Annotated in this window: 12 protein-coding genes; 7 read left to right on the top strand and 5 right to left on the bottom strand. The window is 71.7% G+C overall.

What is annotated here, in order from left to right; all coding sequences use genetic code 11:
* The 3 genes from O0S08_RS36575 to O0S08_RS36565 all read right to left on the bottom strand — a co-directional run bounded on the left by O0S08_RS36575 (position 1) and on the right by O0S08_RS36565 (position 3,788).
* Positions 1–1,086, bottom strand: a complete 1,086-nt coding sequence (locus O0S08_RS36575) for a hypothetical protein (protein ID WP_269034092.1) — start codon at positions 1,084–1,086, stop codon at positions 1–3.
* A gap of 311 nt (positions 1,087–1,397) precedes the next feature.
* Positions 1,398–2,147: an SIMPL domain-containing protein gene (locus O0S08_RS36570; protein WP_269034091.1), complete on the bottom strand. Its 750-nt coding sequence runs from the start codon at positions 2,145–2,147 to the stop codon at positions 1,398–1,400.
* Between the two features lie 480 nt (positions 2,148–2,627).
* Positions 2,628–3,788, bottom strand: a complete 1,161-nt coding sequence (locus O0S08_RS36565; RefSeq protein ID WP_269034090.1) for an esterase/lipase family protein — start codon at positions 3,786–3,788, stop codon at positions 2,628–2,630.
* 168 nt (positions 3,789–3,956) lie between these two features.
* Between O0S08_RS36565 and O0S08_RS36560 the strand changes: the two genes are divergently transcribed.
* Positions 3,957–7,064 carry an FG-GAP repeat domain-containing protein gene (locus O0S08_RS36560; RefSeq protein ID WP_269034089.1) on the top strand — a complete coding sequence of 1,036 codons (3,108 nt, stop codon included), beginning with the start codon at positions 3,957–3,959 and terminating at the stop codon, positions 7,062–7,064.
* Positions 7,065–7,137: 73 nt separating this feature from the next.
* Here the strand turns inward: O0S08_RS36560 and O0S08_RS36555 are convergent, their stop codons facing one another.
* Positions 7,138–7,605, bottom strand: coding sequence for a hypothetical protein (locus O0S08_RS36555; protein ID WP_269034088.1), 468 nt, complete (start codon positions 7,603–7,605; stop codon positions 7,138–7,140).
* Between the two features lie 243 nt (positions 7,606–7,848).
* Between O0S08_RS36555 and O0S08_RS36550 the strand changes: the two genes are divergently transcribed.
* The 6 genes from O0S08_RS36550 (at position 7,849) to O0S08_RS36525 (ending at position 14,793) form a co-directional block, all read left to right on the top strand.
* Positions 7,849–8,226 carry a hypothetical protein gene (locus O0S08_RS36550; protein WP_269034087.1) on the top strand — a complete coding sequence of 126 codons (378 nt, stop codon included), beginning with the start codon at positions 7,849–7,851 and terminating at the stop codon, positions 8,224–8,226.
* Positions 8,223–9,839, top strand: a complete 1,617-nt coding sequence (locus O0S08_RS36545; RefSeq protein WP_269034086.1) for a hypothetical protein — start codon at positions 8,223–8,225, stop codon at positions 9,837–9,839. Before O0S08_RS36550 ends, O0S08_RS36545 begins: the two co-directional genes overlap by 4 nt.
* 5 nt (positions 9,840–9,844) lie before the next feature.
* Positions 9,845–10,633 carry a hypothetical protein gene (locus O0S08_RS36540; RefSeq protein ID WP_269034085.1) on the top strand — a complete coding sequence of 263 codons (789 nt, stop codon included), beginning with the start codon at positions 9,845–9,847 and terminating at the stop codon, positions 10,631–10,633.
* Between the two features lie 510 nt (positions 10,634–11,143).
* Entirely contained in the window at positions 11,144–11,290 is a 147-nt protein-coding gene (locus tag O0S08_RS36535; RefSeq protein ID WP_269034084.1) for a hypothetical protein, read from the top strand.
* On the top strand, positions 11,287–12,729 hold the full coding sequence (locus O0S08_RS36530; RefSeq protein WP_269034083.1) for a metal-dependent hydrolase family protein: 1,443 nt from the start codon (positions 11,287–11,289) through the stop codon (positions 12,727–12,729). Before O0S08_RS36535 ends, O0S08_RS36530 begins: the two co-directional genes overlap by 4 nt.
* A 465-nt stretch (positions 12,730–13,194) precedes the next feature.
* Positions 13,195–14,793 (top strand): family 43 glycosylhydrolase, encoded by a 1,599-nt coding sequence (locus tag O0S08_RS36525; RefSeq protein WP_269034082.1) that lies wholly within the window; start codon positions 13,195–13,197, stop codon positions 14,791–14,793.
* 43 nt (positions 14,794–14,836) lie between these two features.
* Here the strand turns inward: O0S08_RS36525 and O0S08_RS36520 are convergent, their stop codons facing one another.
* Complete coding sequence (locus O0S08_RS36520; protein ID WP_269034081.1) at positions 14,837–15,538, bottom strand: TetR/AcrR family transcriptional regulator; 702 nt, start codon at positions 15,536–15,538, stop codon at positions 14,837–14,839.
* Position 15,539: the final 1 nt, after the last annotated feature.

The raw sequence follows: 15,539 nt of genomic DNA, 5'->3' as shown, positions 1-15,539 counted from the left end.
TCACTGCGGGACGAACACGTCGCACTGCGCCTTGATCTTCGTCGCCGCTTCCGCGAAGTAGGCGGCGTAACCTTGCTCGTTGCAGATCGAGCCGAACACCGAGTGGGGAACCAGCTCGGTCCAGGTGCGGAGCTTGTGATAACCGGGCGGGACGCCCGAGTAGCCGCACAAGCCGTCCGGGTCGTCGGTGTCGCTGGCGATGACGAGGAGCACCACGGCGTCCGGATCTCCGCCCTTGGCCTCGACCAGCGCGTTCGCCCAGTCCTGGGCAGTGCCTACACTGTCCTCGTCCCACGTGTCCTGGATGGCGACGACCACGAGGAGCGCGTCGTCGCGGAGAAAGCCCTCGTTGCACCCGCCCGGAGCGTTGATCTCGTCGGCGAGGGCCGCCATCGTCATCTCGGCGACCAGGGGGGCGCCGCTGGTCCCGACCGACGCGATGCAGGAGAATGCCTCCTCGAGGTCGGGCTGGCCGGGGGTGATGTAGCGGAGGCCGCTGGCGAGGTCGCAGCGCTTGTTGCTCGCGTCCTCGCCGATCGGATACGTGACGCCTGCGCCCGCGATGGTGTCGCAGGGCTCGGGGGTGACTCCGCACGGGTACTCGGGCACCTCGGGGCAGATGTCCTTGCAGCCGGCGCAGAGGACGGGATGGCCCCACAGCGGGGACGTGTTGGCGGACAGGATGTGGTAGTCGAAGTCACCGAACTCGCTCTCGAGCGTGTCGATGAAGCCCGGAAAGCTGGACTTGAGCCAGCCCTGCGCCAGCTTCATCGTCGATTGCGAGCTGATCGTGAACAGGAGATCGACCTTGCCCCCGCAGCCCTGCGGCGGCTTGTCGCCGCCGTCCGGCGGGGCGCCGCCGTCGGGGATGCCGCCGGCAGAGCTGGTCGAGCTGTTCGCGGTGCTCGCCGCCGCCGAGTCCTCGGCCGCGCCGGTCGAGCTCGACGTCGTGGTCGACGTGTCGGGGCCGCTCGAGGTCGTCGCGGGCGGGGCAGTCGTGATGCTCGAGCCGAAGCCCGACTGCTGCTCCGGGCCGTCGTTGCAGGCGGCGAGGGCGGCGAGCGTGGCGAGCGCGAGGCGACGCATGACATCGAAGGTAGCGCGGTCGTGGGGCGATGTCACTTCGAGGCGGCGGCTCCAGGCGCGCGCTGCGGGCCTCCTCGGCCGCACGAATCGTGCGGCCGCGTGCGACGAGCGAGGCGCAAGGCGATAGCGTCCCCGTGAGATCCGGGTCGGCCGTCCGCTCTGCTCGCGTCGGAAGGGTGACCGGCGCTGCATGGACGGCACCGGAGATGCGGGCGGCGATTTCAATCTGGAAAAGTCACTGGTGCGCCACGGTGTTCGCCGGGACGCGGATCCGCGGTGACGTGGGTCCGCGCGAAGTCGTCGAGGAGCGATCACTGGTGCGCCAGGGCGAAGGTGACGGAGACGTTGGCCTGGACGCGGATCCGCCCGGTAGCGACCGTGTCGCTGATCTGCGGGGCGGTGTCGTTCATCAGCGCGATGTTGCCGAGCGTCGGGGGGCGCCAGGCGTCGACGGTCACCTCCTCGACGCGCAGCGCCTCGCCCAGAGTCTGGCCGAGGGCGGCGGCCATCGCCTCCGCCTTGGCGCGCGCGGCCTGGACCGCGAGCACGCGCGCCTCGGCCCGCTTTTCGCGGGCGGCGCTGCTGTGGAACTGGACCCGGTCGACCCGGTTGGCGCCGGCCGCCAGCATGTCGTAAAGGACAGGTTCGACGGCGCCGAGGTCGTGCAGCGTGACGACCAGGCCGCGCGTGGCCTCGTAGCCGACGATCTTGCGGTGCTCGTAGTTGTCGTAGCGCGGCTGCAGCGACAGCTCCTGGGTCTGGACGTCGCTGTCGGCGATCGAGTGGCGGGCGACCACGTCGAGCAGGGCCGCGGCGCGCTGGCGGCTGTCGTCGCGCGCCCGCTGGAGGTCGGGCGCCAGGACGTCGAAGCCGATCGTCAGCTCGAAGGTGTCGGGCGCGGTGAGGATCTCCGCGGCGCCCGAGACGGTGATGGTGCGGCCGGGCACCGGCGTGGCGGTCTGTACGCCGGGCGACCAGGTGATCACGGTCGGAGTCTCGCGGGGGCAGGGCGCGGGCTGGCAGGCGGCGAGCGCGAGGAGGACGAGCGTCAAGCGATGCATGCAAGCAGCGTAGGTGCGCGCGCCGGCGGCGAATGTAAGAGCTCGGTCAATTCCTCGGGCGCCGGCGCGCGCGTCGTCCTCGCGGAGCTCGCCGAGGGGCGCGGCGGTGGCGATGGATGAGATGTCCCGGGGGACATGTGACGCGCGGTCGCGTCTCGCGTGGGCCGCGGAGGAAGAACGCGGGGCGGCGGTGGCGGCGGATGAGATGTCCCGGGGGACATGTGATGCGCGGTCGCGTCTCGCGTGGGCTGCGGGGGAAGAACGCGGCGCGGCGGGGGTCGATGGATGAGATGTCCCGGGGGACATGTGACGCGCGGTCGCGTCTCGCGTGGGCTGCGGAGGACGAACGCAGCGCGGCGGTGGGTGATGGATGAGATGCCCCGGGGGACATGCCGCAGCCCTCCGTGTGTGGGTCTGCGAAGGGCCGAGCGACGAGGGCGTTCACCCGAGCTGAGGCCGCGTCCTCTTCTCGTGTCCGCGTCAGGCCTGGCGGCGCACTTCGGTGGCGCCGCGGACGAGGAGCTCGTCGAGCAGGGCGAACAGGGCGGAATTGGTGAGCACGGAGGTGTGGCTGCCGGCCAGGCGGGGGACGGCGCGCCGCAGCTCGGCGCGGAAGGCCGACGCGTCGCGGACGCCGCTGGCGCGCAGGTCGGCCGCGAGGGTCGGGAAGCTGCGCTCGGCCGCGAGGGCGGCGAACAGGTTGCGTCGCAGCGGGTCTCTGCCGAGGGCGCGGCGATCGCCGAGGATGGCGCGCTGGAAGCAGAGGAGGTCGGCGTCGTCGAGGTCGCCGAGGCTGCAGATCTTGTCGGCCGCGAGACCGGCGGCGGCCTGGTCGGCCTCGAGGTGATGGACGCGGAAGTGGGTCGGCAAGGCGACGTCGTGCAGGCGCGTCAGCACCGTGCTGTTCGAGACCATGTCGACCCAGGTCCGCTCGCGCCGCCAGAGGTTGCGCAGATCGAGGCGCGGGGCGAAAAAGCCCGACCACGGGGTGTCGACTGCGACGAGGTCGACGGACGCGAAGTCGGCGGCGCAGGCGGTCTCCAGGCGCACGCCGGCGCGCACGGCCTCGGCGCTGCCGCGTACGCGGACCCTGCCGCGGCGCAGCCTGCGGTGGGAGAACAGCGGGAACCATCGCGGGTCGACCAGCGAGTTGAGGGCGCAGCGGGCGACGATGCCGCCCATCGAGTGCGCGACGATCACGACCGCAGGCCGCGGCGTGTGACAGGCGAGCTGCGCGAGCGCCCGCGCGAGGTCGTCGCCGCTGCGATCGAGGTAGCGCCCGAGGTCGTCGTAGGCGAACAGGTAGGGCTGGGCGCCGCCGGCCTTCAGCGCGTGCTCCGCCAGCGCCCGCAGCTCGCCGGGGTGGCCGTGGATGCCGTGGACGAGCGCCAGCGGCCGGAGAGCGGCGCGGACGGGGCCGTACGGCGCGAGCACGCCGACCCCGCCGTGCGCGGCCAGCAGCGCCCGCTCGCGCGCCTCGCCGAGGTCGTCGGGGCCGAATGGATCGAGCGACAGCACGTACGCTCGAAGATACGGGCTCGCCGGCGGCGCGGCAGGGCAGCGAGGGACGCGGCGATCGCCGTCACTCGCCGGCTTGCGGCGCGCGGCGCGGCGAACTCCAAAAAATGTCCTTTTGGACATGTATCAAAGGCATGGTGGATGGGAGGCTCCACGCTGTCGAGCGCGCCTCGCGTCGAGGGCACGCTCGGGGTGTGTCGATCGCGCGGAGATCGGTGAGCGGTCGACGACGTCGCGGGGACGCGAGAAGCTTGCACGCGGTCGCCCGGCCGTTCACTCTCTGCGGGCTGCATGACGCATCGGTCGCGCTCGTTCTCGCGCATCGCCGTCCTCGTGGCCGTGGGGGCGCTCGCGGGGCCGGTTCTCGGCTGCGGGGACGACGGCCCGTGCGGTTCGCTGGCGCCGCTGTGCGCGGCCGAGCCGAGCGCGCGGGCGATGATCACTGCGATCGCCGACGCGGTGTTCCTCGACCTCGACGGCGACGGCCTCGACGAGGCGGTGGTGGTGACGGACTTCGGGTCCAAGCTGGTGCTCGCGCGCGAGGCCGGCACGCACTCCAGCTGGCAATCGATGGTGCACTTCGACGCGACCGCCACCGGCCTCGAGGCGCTCCCGGGCGAGGTCGCGGTGTCGCTGGCCGAGCCGTCGCAGCTCCAGCTGTTCGGGCTCGACGGCGAGGGTCGGCTCGAGCGCCGGCGAGTCCTCGCGCTGCCCGACGATCCGGCGGCGCTGCGCACCGTGGACCTCGCCGGCGACGGCGCGCCGGAGCTGGTCGCGTCGCTGCCGGGGTCGCGGCAGGTCGTGGTCGTCGATCCGCGCTCCGGCGCGCTCCGCCGCTACCTCGCGGGCCGCGAGCCGGTCGAGCTCGCGGTCGGCGACGTCGACGGCGACGGACGAGCCGACGTGGTCGCCCTCGACCGCGAGACGCCCGCGCTGCAGGTGCTGCGCGGAGCGGGCGACGGGACGCTGCAGGCGGCGTCGGCGAGCCCCTCGAGCGCGAGCGCCCGCTGGCTCGAGCTGGCCGATCACGACGGCGACGGCGACCTCGACGCGCTCGCCCGCAGCGCCGGCACGGGGGTGTTGATCCACCGCAACGACGGCGCCGGCCGGTTCTCGAGCCCGATCGCGCTGCCGTTCGTCCTGCCGGAGGACGCGGCCGAGACCGGGCTGGCGGCGGGGCCGGTGGCGGGCAGCGGGCTGGCGGGGGTGGTGGTGCCGTTCGGGTCGGTGCTCGCCACATGGTTCGGCAAGGGGGCGTCCTGGATCGGGCACGTCAAGCACTCCGTCGGCCTCACCCCGAGGTGGATCGGCGCCGACGCGGACGGCCAGGTGATGGTGGCCGCGCTGTCGGCGTTGAAGCGGCTGGGCTGGGCCGCGAGCGCGACGCCGCTCGAGGTCTGGCGCACCGAGGCGGATCTGTCGGCCCGCGGGAGCGCGGTGGCGGCCGGCGACCTCGACGACGATCCCCTGCTCGACTTCGCGGTCGCCGTCGTCGACTCGATCCACCTGTTCCACGGCCGCGCCGACCGCGGGTTCGTGTTCTCGCGGTCCCTCGTGCTCGACGGGCCCGTGACCTCGATGCTCCTCGTCGACGTCAGCGGGGACGGGCGCGCCGACATCGTCGTCAACGAGGGCGAGCGCGTGCGGGCGCTGATCTCCGGGGACGACGGGGAGGACGTGATCGGCCCGAGCGTCGACGTCGGCGTGCCGGCGCTGACGCTTCTGTCCCTTCGGACAGGTCCTGGGCAGCCGGCGGCGATCGTGGCGCTGCCGTCGACGCGGAGCGCCGAGGCGGCGATCGCCGGCGCGGCGCTGGTGCGGTTCGCGGCCGATGGCACGGCCGCGGTCACGCGCCTCGCCGACGAGCTGTACGTCGACGCGCTGGCGGCGGTCGACTTCGACGCCGATGGGGTCGACGAGCCGGTGATCCTCGGCCGGCGCGGCGAGCTCACGGTGCTGACGCGCATGACGCCCGACGGCGCCGACTTCAGCCCGGGGGTCGAGCACGACGTCGGCGCGCTGGCCGGGGTGATGCCGCAGCCGGGGTTCGGCAAGCGCCTCGTGGCCGGCGATCTCGACGGTGACGGCGAGGCGGAGCTGGTGGGTTCGCTCGGCGGAGGGGCGCTGCGCATCGACGGGCTGGCCGACGGGGCGCCGGTGATCGTCGCCGAGAGCGTGGGGCCGCCGACGCACCTGCGCGACGTCGACGGCGACGGGGCGCTCGACTGGGTGGGGCTGGCCCTCGACAGCTTCCGCTACCGCCACGGCCGCGGCGACGGCAGCTTCGACGAGGAGTGGCTCGAGTACGACTTCCCGTACGCCGACGAGCTGGCGTTCGCGCCGCGCCTCGACGGACAATTCGACGTGGTCGAGCTGGCCCGCGGGGGGGTCGCGGTGCATGTACTGCGCGAGGTGGTGCGGCCGGGCGAGTCGCCCTGGCCGATCTACTTCCCCAGCTCGGCCCACCAGCTCGTCATCGTCGACCTCGACCACGACGGGCTGGACGACGTCGGGACCATGAGCTTCGCCGGCGGCGTCACGTGGATGTGGGGCAGCGAGACCGAGCCGTTGATGCGAGCCGACGGCGTGACCGCCGGGCCCCAGAGCCGCGGCCTGGCGTTCGGCGACCTCGACGGCGACGGCTGGGAGGAGGTGATCGCGGCCGACCTCATCAACTGGATCCACTGCTATCGCCTGCGCCCGGAGCGGGACGAGCCGTTCATCCCGCTCACGGACCTGACGGGCGGGCCGATCCTCCGCCTGGCGATCGCGGACGTCGACGACGACGGGTGGCCCGACATCCTCGCGCTCGTGGCCGGGGACAGCACGGCTCTGATGATCGCCCACGGCACCGCCGAGCCGCTGCGCTTCGAGCCGTGGCAGCAGGCGGCCGGCCTGGCGGAGGGCGGCCAGACGCTGCAGCTCGGCGACGTCGACGGCGACGGCGATCTCGACGCGGTGATCGACCTGCTCGAAGGGTCAGGCGCGCTGGTGCGCGGCGACGGGGCGCGCGGGTGGGCCGTCGCGGACGTGCCGGGCGAGGTGGCGCTGTTCGGCCCGGTCGACGGCGACGGCCGCGTCGACCTGGTGAGCCAGGAGGGGGCGACGATCTACCGCCACGAGGCCGGCGAGGTCGACCGGCGCGTGCCGCTCGTGGGCGACGAGGGGGCCCGGCTGCTCGCCGCGGCCGACGCCGACGGCGACGGCCGCTACGACCTCGCGGTCGTCGAAGAGGACGCGTCGTTCGTGTGGCTGCGCGGCGACGACGGCCCAGTGCGGGTCCAGGTCGCCGAGGTCGCGCTCGAGGCGGTCGAGTTCCCCGACATCGACGGCGACCGGCGCCCCGACCTCGTCGGCCTGTCCAGGGGCGAGATGCTGGTCCGTCGCACGCGCCAGTGATATGTCCCCATGGACATGTCGTAGCGGGAATGTTCAGAGGGTCATGTCCTGATGGACATGGCTGTCGGGGCATCTACTTCAGCGCGAGCGCCACCGCTTCGGCGCCGACGCAGGTCGGCTCGCAGTCGGGGCCGTTGGGCTGCGACTCGCTGTAGACCGGCGAGTACTCGCCCTCGCCGAGCAGGGCGCCGTCCTGGCGGACCTGCACCGAGACGGACTTGGGGGCGCGGCCCTGCTGGAACTCGAGGCTGCCGAGCTTGTGCTGCGCCGGGTCGAGGGCGCAGCCGTCGAGGCCCAGGAGCAGCTGCGACGCCTCGGGGCAGGCGGGCGGCGCGTCGCACTGCAGCGGCAGGGTCGCGCTGCACTCGATCGTCTCGCCGTCGGCGACCACGGTGACCTCGTACTTGCCCGCCGTCCAGGCGTCGCGCTGCAGAGCGATCTGGAACGAGCTGCCGCAGCCGATCAGGGTGCACGCCTGCGAGTCGCAGCCGGCTGCGGGCAGGCACGCGAGGGACGCAGCGAGGAGGATCTTCCTGCGCATGACGGCGCGATCGTAGCACGCGCGCCGCCGACGGCTCGCCGGCGCGCGAGGCCGCGGACAGTCGTTCGACCGCGGCGCGCCGGAGCGCGACGAGGCTGCTGCGCGACGGATCGTCGGCGCGAGGTCGGGCGCAGTTCGGGCAGGGCGCGGAGCGACGCCCGCGGGCGTAGGTTGCGCGTCGCGGTATCGCGCTCCAATGCTCGCATAACGCTGTAGGCGAACGCTGAGCCGTTCGCTATGGTCGTGCCCCGCCGCCCGGCCGCTGCGCTCATGCTCAAGATCCGTCGTCCGCAGATCGAGGCCCTGGCGAACCTGTCGTGGCGGCGGTTCGTCGCCTCGGCGGTCGCCCACCTCCGTGACGCTCACCCCGAGCGATGGGCCGAGGCGGCCGAAGACGTCGCGGGCGCGTGGGTCGAGCGTCGGCTGACCCGCGGGATGCACCTCGGGCTGCTCGAGGAGGTCTCGCTGCTGCGCCACCTCGAGGTCGCGTCGCACTTCGACGAGCGGTTCGCCGACTCCGACGACGCGATCGGCGTGCTGCACAACCTCGACGAGCTGCAATCGTGGCCCGAGCCGATGGAGCTGCTGGCCAGCCTGTACGAAAGCCCGGCAGAGACATGACCCAAAGACCAGCCCCCAGACCCGCCCCGCGCAAGACGCCGCCGCCGGCCCTGCGGAGCAAGGCCGGTCAGCCGGCCAACAAGCCGTGCGCGACCTGTCAGAAGCTGCAGCAGCGGAAGGTCCCGCCGTGCGACTTCGACAAGCTCGAGTTCAGCTGCAAGCACTGCGGCGTGGCCGACAAGCGGGAGATCAAGAGCGTCGCGTTCTGGCTCGACATGGGGCGCGGCAAGATCATGACCAACCAGGTCCACTCGCCGAACAAGCGCAACCCGCGGGTGACGGACAGGTTCGAGGTCATCGATCCCGACACGATCACGGTCAAGGCCTCGGGCGGGCCCGGCTACTCGCCCGGGCACCCGGCGCTGACGATCCAGCCGCCGGCCAACCTCGGCCCGGCCAAGGTGCTGCGCGGGCCGGTGCACCAGGTCGCGGTCGGCTACGAGCCCAACTGGTTCAGGAACCGCCTCAACAACCTCGGCCGGCTCGGCTTCTTCGCCGGCCTGCGGCAGTTCTTCTTCCCGCCGCCGGCGGTGTGGGTGATCACGATGGCGGCCTGCGGGGCCCGGCCGGCGCCGCAGCCGAAGGCGTTCTACAGCTGGAAGCACAAGATCGCGGTCTATCCGCCCGACATCTTCAAGATCGGCCTCAGCCTGCCGTCGGTCAGGAAGAAGGAGAAGGCCCACTCGTGGGGCAACGAGGGCAAGGTCGCGTACGACACGCGGTCGAGCAGCGACACGCGCGGCATGGCGCGCACGTCCCATTCGGTCAAGGAGGACGTGCGGACGTCGGGCAACACGGAGCTGTATCGCCGCACCGAGTCGGCCGGCAACCGCCACGACACGATCACCCAGACCCAGCAGCTCGGCACCATCCGCGGCCGCGACTACGCGTCGGACAAGTACGAGACCGGCGGCGCGGTCGACAGCCGCACGCTGGCGACCGCCAAGAGCTTCACCTTCACGCGCAACGGCAAGGACTGGACGCAGTCGTTCAAGGCCGCGGAGTTCATCGAGTTCCTGCTGAACCTGCGCAAGCAGATCCTCGGGCTCATCGAGTTCTTCAAGGCGATCGCCAATCGCATGCCGAAGATCGGCTGGAGCTTCTCGGTCGAGGTCGAGGTGTGCGCCGGCAGCCTCGAGTACGAGTGGGGCTACAAGGAGTGGCCGAAGAATCACACGGTCTATCGCTACTACAAGGTCGAGGTGGCGCTGACGATCGTCTCGGCCAAGGCCGAGATCGCGTTCGGCCTCGAGCTGCTGAGCGCGAAGGCCCAGGTGTACGGGGCGGTGACCGGCGAGCTCAAGCTGACGTTCACGCGCGAGGCCAACCCCGACCGCACCGGCCCGGCGGCGACGATCTCGGTGCCGCCGTCGGTCGGCGGCGAGATCGGGGTCCGCGGGGCGCTCGGCGACTGGGTCGAGGTGGTCGGCAAGATCAACGCCGGCTTCGAGGGCGCCGCGGTGATGGAGCTGGCCCCGTTCGCTCTCAAGGCCAACTTCGACCTGTCCCCCGGCAAGGGCACCTTCACCGCCAAGAGCAAGCTCTTCTTCAGCGTGACGAAGCAGGCCACGCTGTGGGAGAAGCGGCCGATCTGGTCCCGCACCATCCTGTGACGATCGTGTCCACCAACGTCGATTACCTCAACGTCTCGATCCACGGCTACGCCTGCGAGGTGCTCGTCAACCGCGCGCCGATCCTGCGCACCCCGGTCGACGCGCCGTACACCGCGATCCCGTCGATCAGCGAGTGGCTGGTCAGCGGCGACAACGAGATCGCGGTCCGCATCGACGCGATCGCCCCGCCGGGCGCGATCGTCGACCCGCTGTCGCCGCGCCGGCTGATCGTCCAGCGCTGCGTCGGCCCGCTCGGCGAGATCGTGCCCGCCGGCGAGGACCAGCCGATCGACGGCCTCAGCTACGCGCCGCCGCCCGACGACCCGCCGCCGACGCTGCCGCTGCGGGTCGCCTACGAGTTCCGCCTGCCGCCCGGGCCGACGTGGGCGTGGCAGACGGCGGCGACGCTGTCGCTCGACGCGGCGACCAGCGCCGAGCTGTTGATGTTCCTCGACGCGCTGCACGCCGACCTGGAGGAGGGCGACATCCCGGGGCTGCTGTCGCGCCTGCAGATCAAGTTCGCCGAGCTGGCGCCGCTCTACGGCATGACGCCCGAGTCGGCGCGCGCGGGGCTGCTGCAACAATTCACGGAGCTGTCCAAGGACGACGCGTGGACGGTCGAGCCGCTGCGCCCGGACGACGTGGTGCTGCACCTGTGCTGCGACGGCCGCGTGGTCGAGCCGCGCACCCGCGACGACCGTCCTGTGCTGCGCGGGCTGGCGGCCGACGGCAACGCGTGGTCGCTGCCGGTGTTCATCAGCCGCATCGGCGGGATGTTCGAGGTGGTGCGGTAGGCGGAGGCTCGGGGCCGCGGTCGAAGGGGGCGAGCGCGACCGCGATCGAGCTCGTGTTCCCCTGATGCGTGGCCGTCCGCGATAGAGACGGGCAAGGTCGCGGGCGCAGCTCTTTCCGAGAATGGATCGAGCGCCGAGGTGCCTGTCACGCCGCGGGAGCGACAGGAGGCAGGACCAGGTTGCCGCGTCTTGCGTGCCGAGCAGGCGCTCGAGCCGGTGCGTCTGCGGCATCGCCGGGGTGACGGAGAGCCGGTCGAGGTGAGGATCGGCTGCGCCGGCTCCGCCGTGCATGCGCTCGCGTCGGGCTGCTCGCTCGCTCGCGCCGAGCCCGTCCGACGACGCGCCGGGCCAGCCTCCGGCGAGACGGCCGCCGCTCCTCCAGGGCTCCAGGCGAGCTTGCGGGGGCACGGCTTTCGTCCACGCTCGCCTCGAGGAGGAGCCGCGAAGCCGGGCCGTCGGTGGGCATGAACCACGAGGGCGTCCCTCTCCGCGGAGCACGGGGCCTGACTCATGCGCAAGGAAGCGAAGTTCAGCGACTCGGCGCACGCGCGGATGGAGGATCGCGATGGCCTGCTCGTCGAGCTGCGCGCGATCGACGGGCGTACCTTCCGCGACGATTGCAGCCGCTCGTTCGATTCGCAGGAGCACGCACCATGAATTCGAACCGTCCGTCCGACGCATCGCCCCGCGACTCTGCCGTTCCCTCGCGCGTGCCGTGGAAGCTCGGTGTCGTGGCGATGCTCGCCTTCGTCGCGGCACAACCGGGCGCCGGGCATGTGCCGTCACCGGCGCCCGGCGCGGGCATCGGCGCCGCACCGGCCGCGGCCCCGGCGACCCTGTTCCTGGACGTGCGGATCTTCGACGGTCGGCGCGCCGAGCTGTCCGCGCCCTCCAATGTGCTGGTGCAGGGCAACGTCATCGAACGCATCTCCACCGCGCCCATCGCCGCCGAGCCCGGCACGACCGTGATCCCTGCGGCGGGGCGCGTGCTCATGCCGGGCTTGAGCGACGTGCACTGGCACGCGATGCTGGTGCGTACCACGCCGACGGCGGCCTTGACCGACGATGTCGGTTACACCAACCTGCAGGCCGGGGTCGAAGCCACCGCCACGCTCATGCGCGGGTTCACCACCGTGCGCGACATGGGCGGCCCCAGCTTCGCGCTGAAGCGCGCCATCGACGAGGGCCTGCTGCCCGGACCGCGCATTTATCCATCCGGGGCGATGATCACGGTCACCAGCGGCCACGGCGACTTCCGCCAGCGCTCCGAGCTGCCGCGGAGCCTGGGCGGCCCGCCGTCGCGGATCGAGCAGATCGGCGGCAGCGCGATCGCCGACAGCCCGGACGAGGTGCGGCTGCGGGTGCGCGAGCAGCTCATGAAGGGCGCGACGCAGATCAAGCTGACGGCCGGCGGCGGCGTGGCGTCGCCGTTCAGCCCGCTCGACGTGTCCACGTTCACCCAGGATGAACTCCACGCCGCGGTCGAGGCGGCCGAGAACTGGGGCACCTATGTCTGCACGCACGCCTATACGCCGGCGTCGATCCGGCTGTCGATCGCGGCCGGGGTGAAATGCATCGAGCACGGGCACCTGATGGATGACGCCACCGCGCGGCTGATGGCCCAAAAAGGCATCTGGTTGAGCACCCAGCCGTTCCTGGACCTCGGCGGCGCCGCGGCGCTGGGGCCGGCACAGCAGGGGAAGATGCGCGAGGTGGTGAGCGGGACCGACAGGGTCTACGCGCTGGCGCGGAAGTACGGCATCAAGACCGCGTTCGGCACCGACATCCTGTTCTCCGCGGCGCTGGCCGAGCGGCAGGGCGCCCTGCTGGCCGATCTGACCCACTGGTTCACGCCCGCCGAGGCGCTGATCATGGCCACATCGACCAATGCCCAGCTGCTCGCATTGTCCGGATTGCGCAATCCCTATCCCGGGAGACTCGGCGTGGTCGAAGAGGGCGCGCTGGCCGATCTGCTGCTGGTCGACGGCGATCCGCTGCGGGATATCCGGCTCGTGGCCGACCCCGGCAAGAATTTTTTGATCATCATGAAGGACGGCGTGATCTACAAGAACACGGTGCCGGGATCCGGGCGATAGGACCCGAGCCGCGATCGCGGGTGCTCTCGGATCGCCGCGTCCTGCGTGCCGAGCAGGCGCTGGCCCTCGATGACGAGCCGGGACATCGCATGCATGTGTGGGTACTTCGCTGCGCTGGCGTACTCCGCGGGCTCGAGCGGGAAGTTCATCAGCTGCAGCTGAAGCCGTAGATGTGGCTGTCGATCGCTTACCAGGCGCGGTCGATCGTCGCGGCACATCAGCAGCTCGGAGGTCGAGGCCGAATTCGACGCTCTGCAGGACGTCGTTCTCGCCGGCAAATGGCGACACCGGACAGCGGTCGCGGCGTACTCGCCTGGCGCGAATGGGAAGTCCTGCTCCTGCGAGGTGAAGCCGTCTTCGTGTTTTCGGGCGCGTGAAGACAGGCCGGTCTCATGATCGGGCTTTGCATGGGCTGCATCAGCAGACGAACGGATCTCGACTCTGCCTTGGCTAGCATCCGTCGCGATGCACTTACGCAGCCTCGTGGCGCTCGTCCCTGTGGGTACTGTTCTCGCCTGCGGCGACCCGGACTCCTCGTCCGCAGCGACATCCGGCGCGACGACCTCGACGGACCCTGCCACGACGGGCGCTTCCACGGCCGTCGAGACCGGCGCCGAGGCGACCACCACCGAGAGCCCGACCGAGGCCGGCACCGCCGACGGCAGCGACGGCTCGACCGGCAGCCTGCCGCCTCCGCCGCCGATGCACGGCCTGCGGGCCGAGTATTTCGCCACCTACATCGATCCGGTGCTGTCGCGCATCGACCCCGGGCTCGACTTCGTCTGGGGCCTCGGCGCCCCCGATCCCTCGCTGCCGGCGGATCGCTACTCGATCCGCTGGACCGGCTCGCTGCTCGCGCCCGCGACCGGGACCTACAAGATCATCACCGAGACCGACGACGGCGTCCGCGTGTGGGTCGACGACGCTCTGGTGATCGACGACTGGACCCCGCATTACGTCACTCGCAACGAGGCGACGGTCGAGCTCGCGGCCGGCGTGCCGACGCCGATCCGCGTCGACTACTTCGAGATCGACATCGAGGCGTCGGCCCGGCTGCTGTGGTCGAGCGATGCCATCCCCGAGCAGGTCATCCCGATCGACCATTTGCTCGCCGCCGATCCGTCCGCCGAGCTGCGCCCGCCCAAGCCGCCGTACGGCAACCCGGTGATCGCGAGCGATTGTCCCGACCCCGGGCTCCTCGGGGTCGACCAGGTCGACGGGCCTCACTTCTACATGGTCTGCACCGGCGGCTCGTTCCCGATCCGCCACTCGCGCGACCTCGTGCTGTGGAGTGACACCGGCGCCGTGGTGCTGCCCAACGGCAAGCCCGCGTGGGCCGCCAACGGCAACCGCAACTGGGCCCCCGAGCTGCACCGCGTCGGCGACCGGTACATCGCGTACTTCACCACCGTCAACGGCGCCAACGTGCTCAGCATCGGCGCGGCGTATGCCGACGAGCCGCTCGGGCCCTACGTCGAGACCGGGGGCCCGCTCGTCGAACATCCGCTCGGGGTCATCGACGCCAGCTACTACGACGATTCCGGCACCCCCTATCTCTTGTACAAGATCGACGGCAATTCGCAGGGCCAGCCGACGCCGATCTTCATCCGCCAGCTCACCCCCGACGGCCTGGCCTTCGCCGGCGACGAGGTGCAGATCTTGACGAACGATCCCGACTCCTGGGAGGGCGGCGTCGTCGAGGCGCAGTGGCTCGTTCGGCGCGACGATTATTATTATTTGCTGTACAGCGGCAACGTCTACGACCATCGCTACCGCACCGGCGTCGCGCGCTCGGCGGGCCTGTTCGGGCCTTACGAGAAGCTGGGCCCGCCGATCCTCGTCAACAACGAGCGATGGGTCGGCCCCGGCCACGGCACCTTGCTGCCGGTCGGCGGGCTCGATTACTTCATCTATCACGCGTGGCCGAACGCCGGCGACGGCACCCACGACGGCGGGGCCGGCCGGCACGTGCTCGTCGACCGCGTGGTGTGGGAGAACGGCTGGCCGCGGATCCACGACGGCTCGCCGAGCCGCACCCTGCAGGCCTGGCCCGGCGAGCCGTGAGGCCCACGAATTCAGGGGCCGCGTTCGTCTTCCAGGGGTGGGGCTAGACCGCCGTCTTCGCGCGGTCGAGCAGGCGCTCCAGGCCGTCGAGCAGGAGGTCGAGGCCGAAGGTGAAGTCTTGCAGGCCGTCGTGCTTGCCCTCGATGACGAGGCGGGACATCGCGTGCATGTGCGGGTACTGCTCGGGGGGGATGAGGTGCAGGAACTGCTGCGCGGCGCCGGCGTACTGCTCGGGCTCGAGCGGGAAGTTCAGCTGCTGCAGGGTGAAGCCGTAGATGTGGCTGTCGATCGCGTTCCAGGCCCGGTCGGCCAGCGGGTAGGAGAAGCCGGCGGCGGTCAGGCAGCCGATCGTCGCGTCGACGTAGCGGCGCATCGCCGGGCCGATGTTCAGGGTGGCCACGACGAGCTGCGGGGCCCAGCGGTGGCGCAGCAGCACCTCGTGGGCCGAGACCGCCCGCCGGCGCATGGCGGCCTTCCAGTCGCCGCCGACCGTGGGCGCCTCGATCTCGCCGATCACGAGGTCGACCATGTTGTCGAGGACGTCCTCCTTGCTCGTCACGTGGTTGTAGAGCGACATCGCCTCGACCCCGAGCGCCTGCGCGAGCCTGCGCATCGACAGCGCCGCCAGGCCCTCCTCGTCGGCGAGCCGCACCGCCGCCTGGAGGACCCGCTCGCGGCTCAGCGGCGCCCGCCGGGCCGGCTTGCCGCGCCGTTCGCCCCGCTTCGGCGACTTCTTGCTTGACATA

The sequence above is a fragment of the Nannocystis punicea genome (assembly GCF_026965555.1).
Classification (GTDB): Bacteria; Myxococcota_A; Polyangia; order Nannocystales; family Nannocystaceae; genus Nannocystis; species Nannocystis punicea.
Note: the sequence above shows the minus strand (reverse complement) of the source record. Positions and strands in the feature narration are given on the sequence as shown.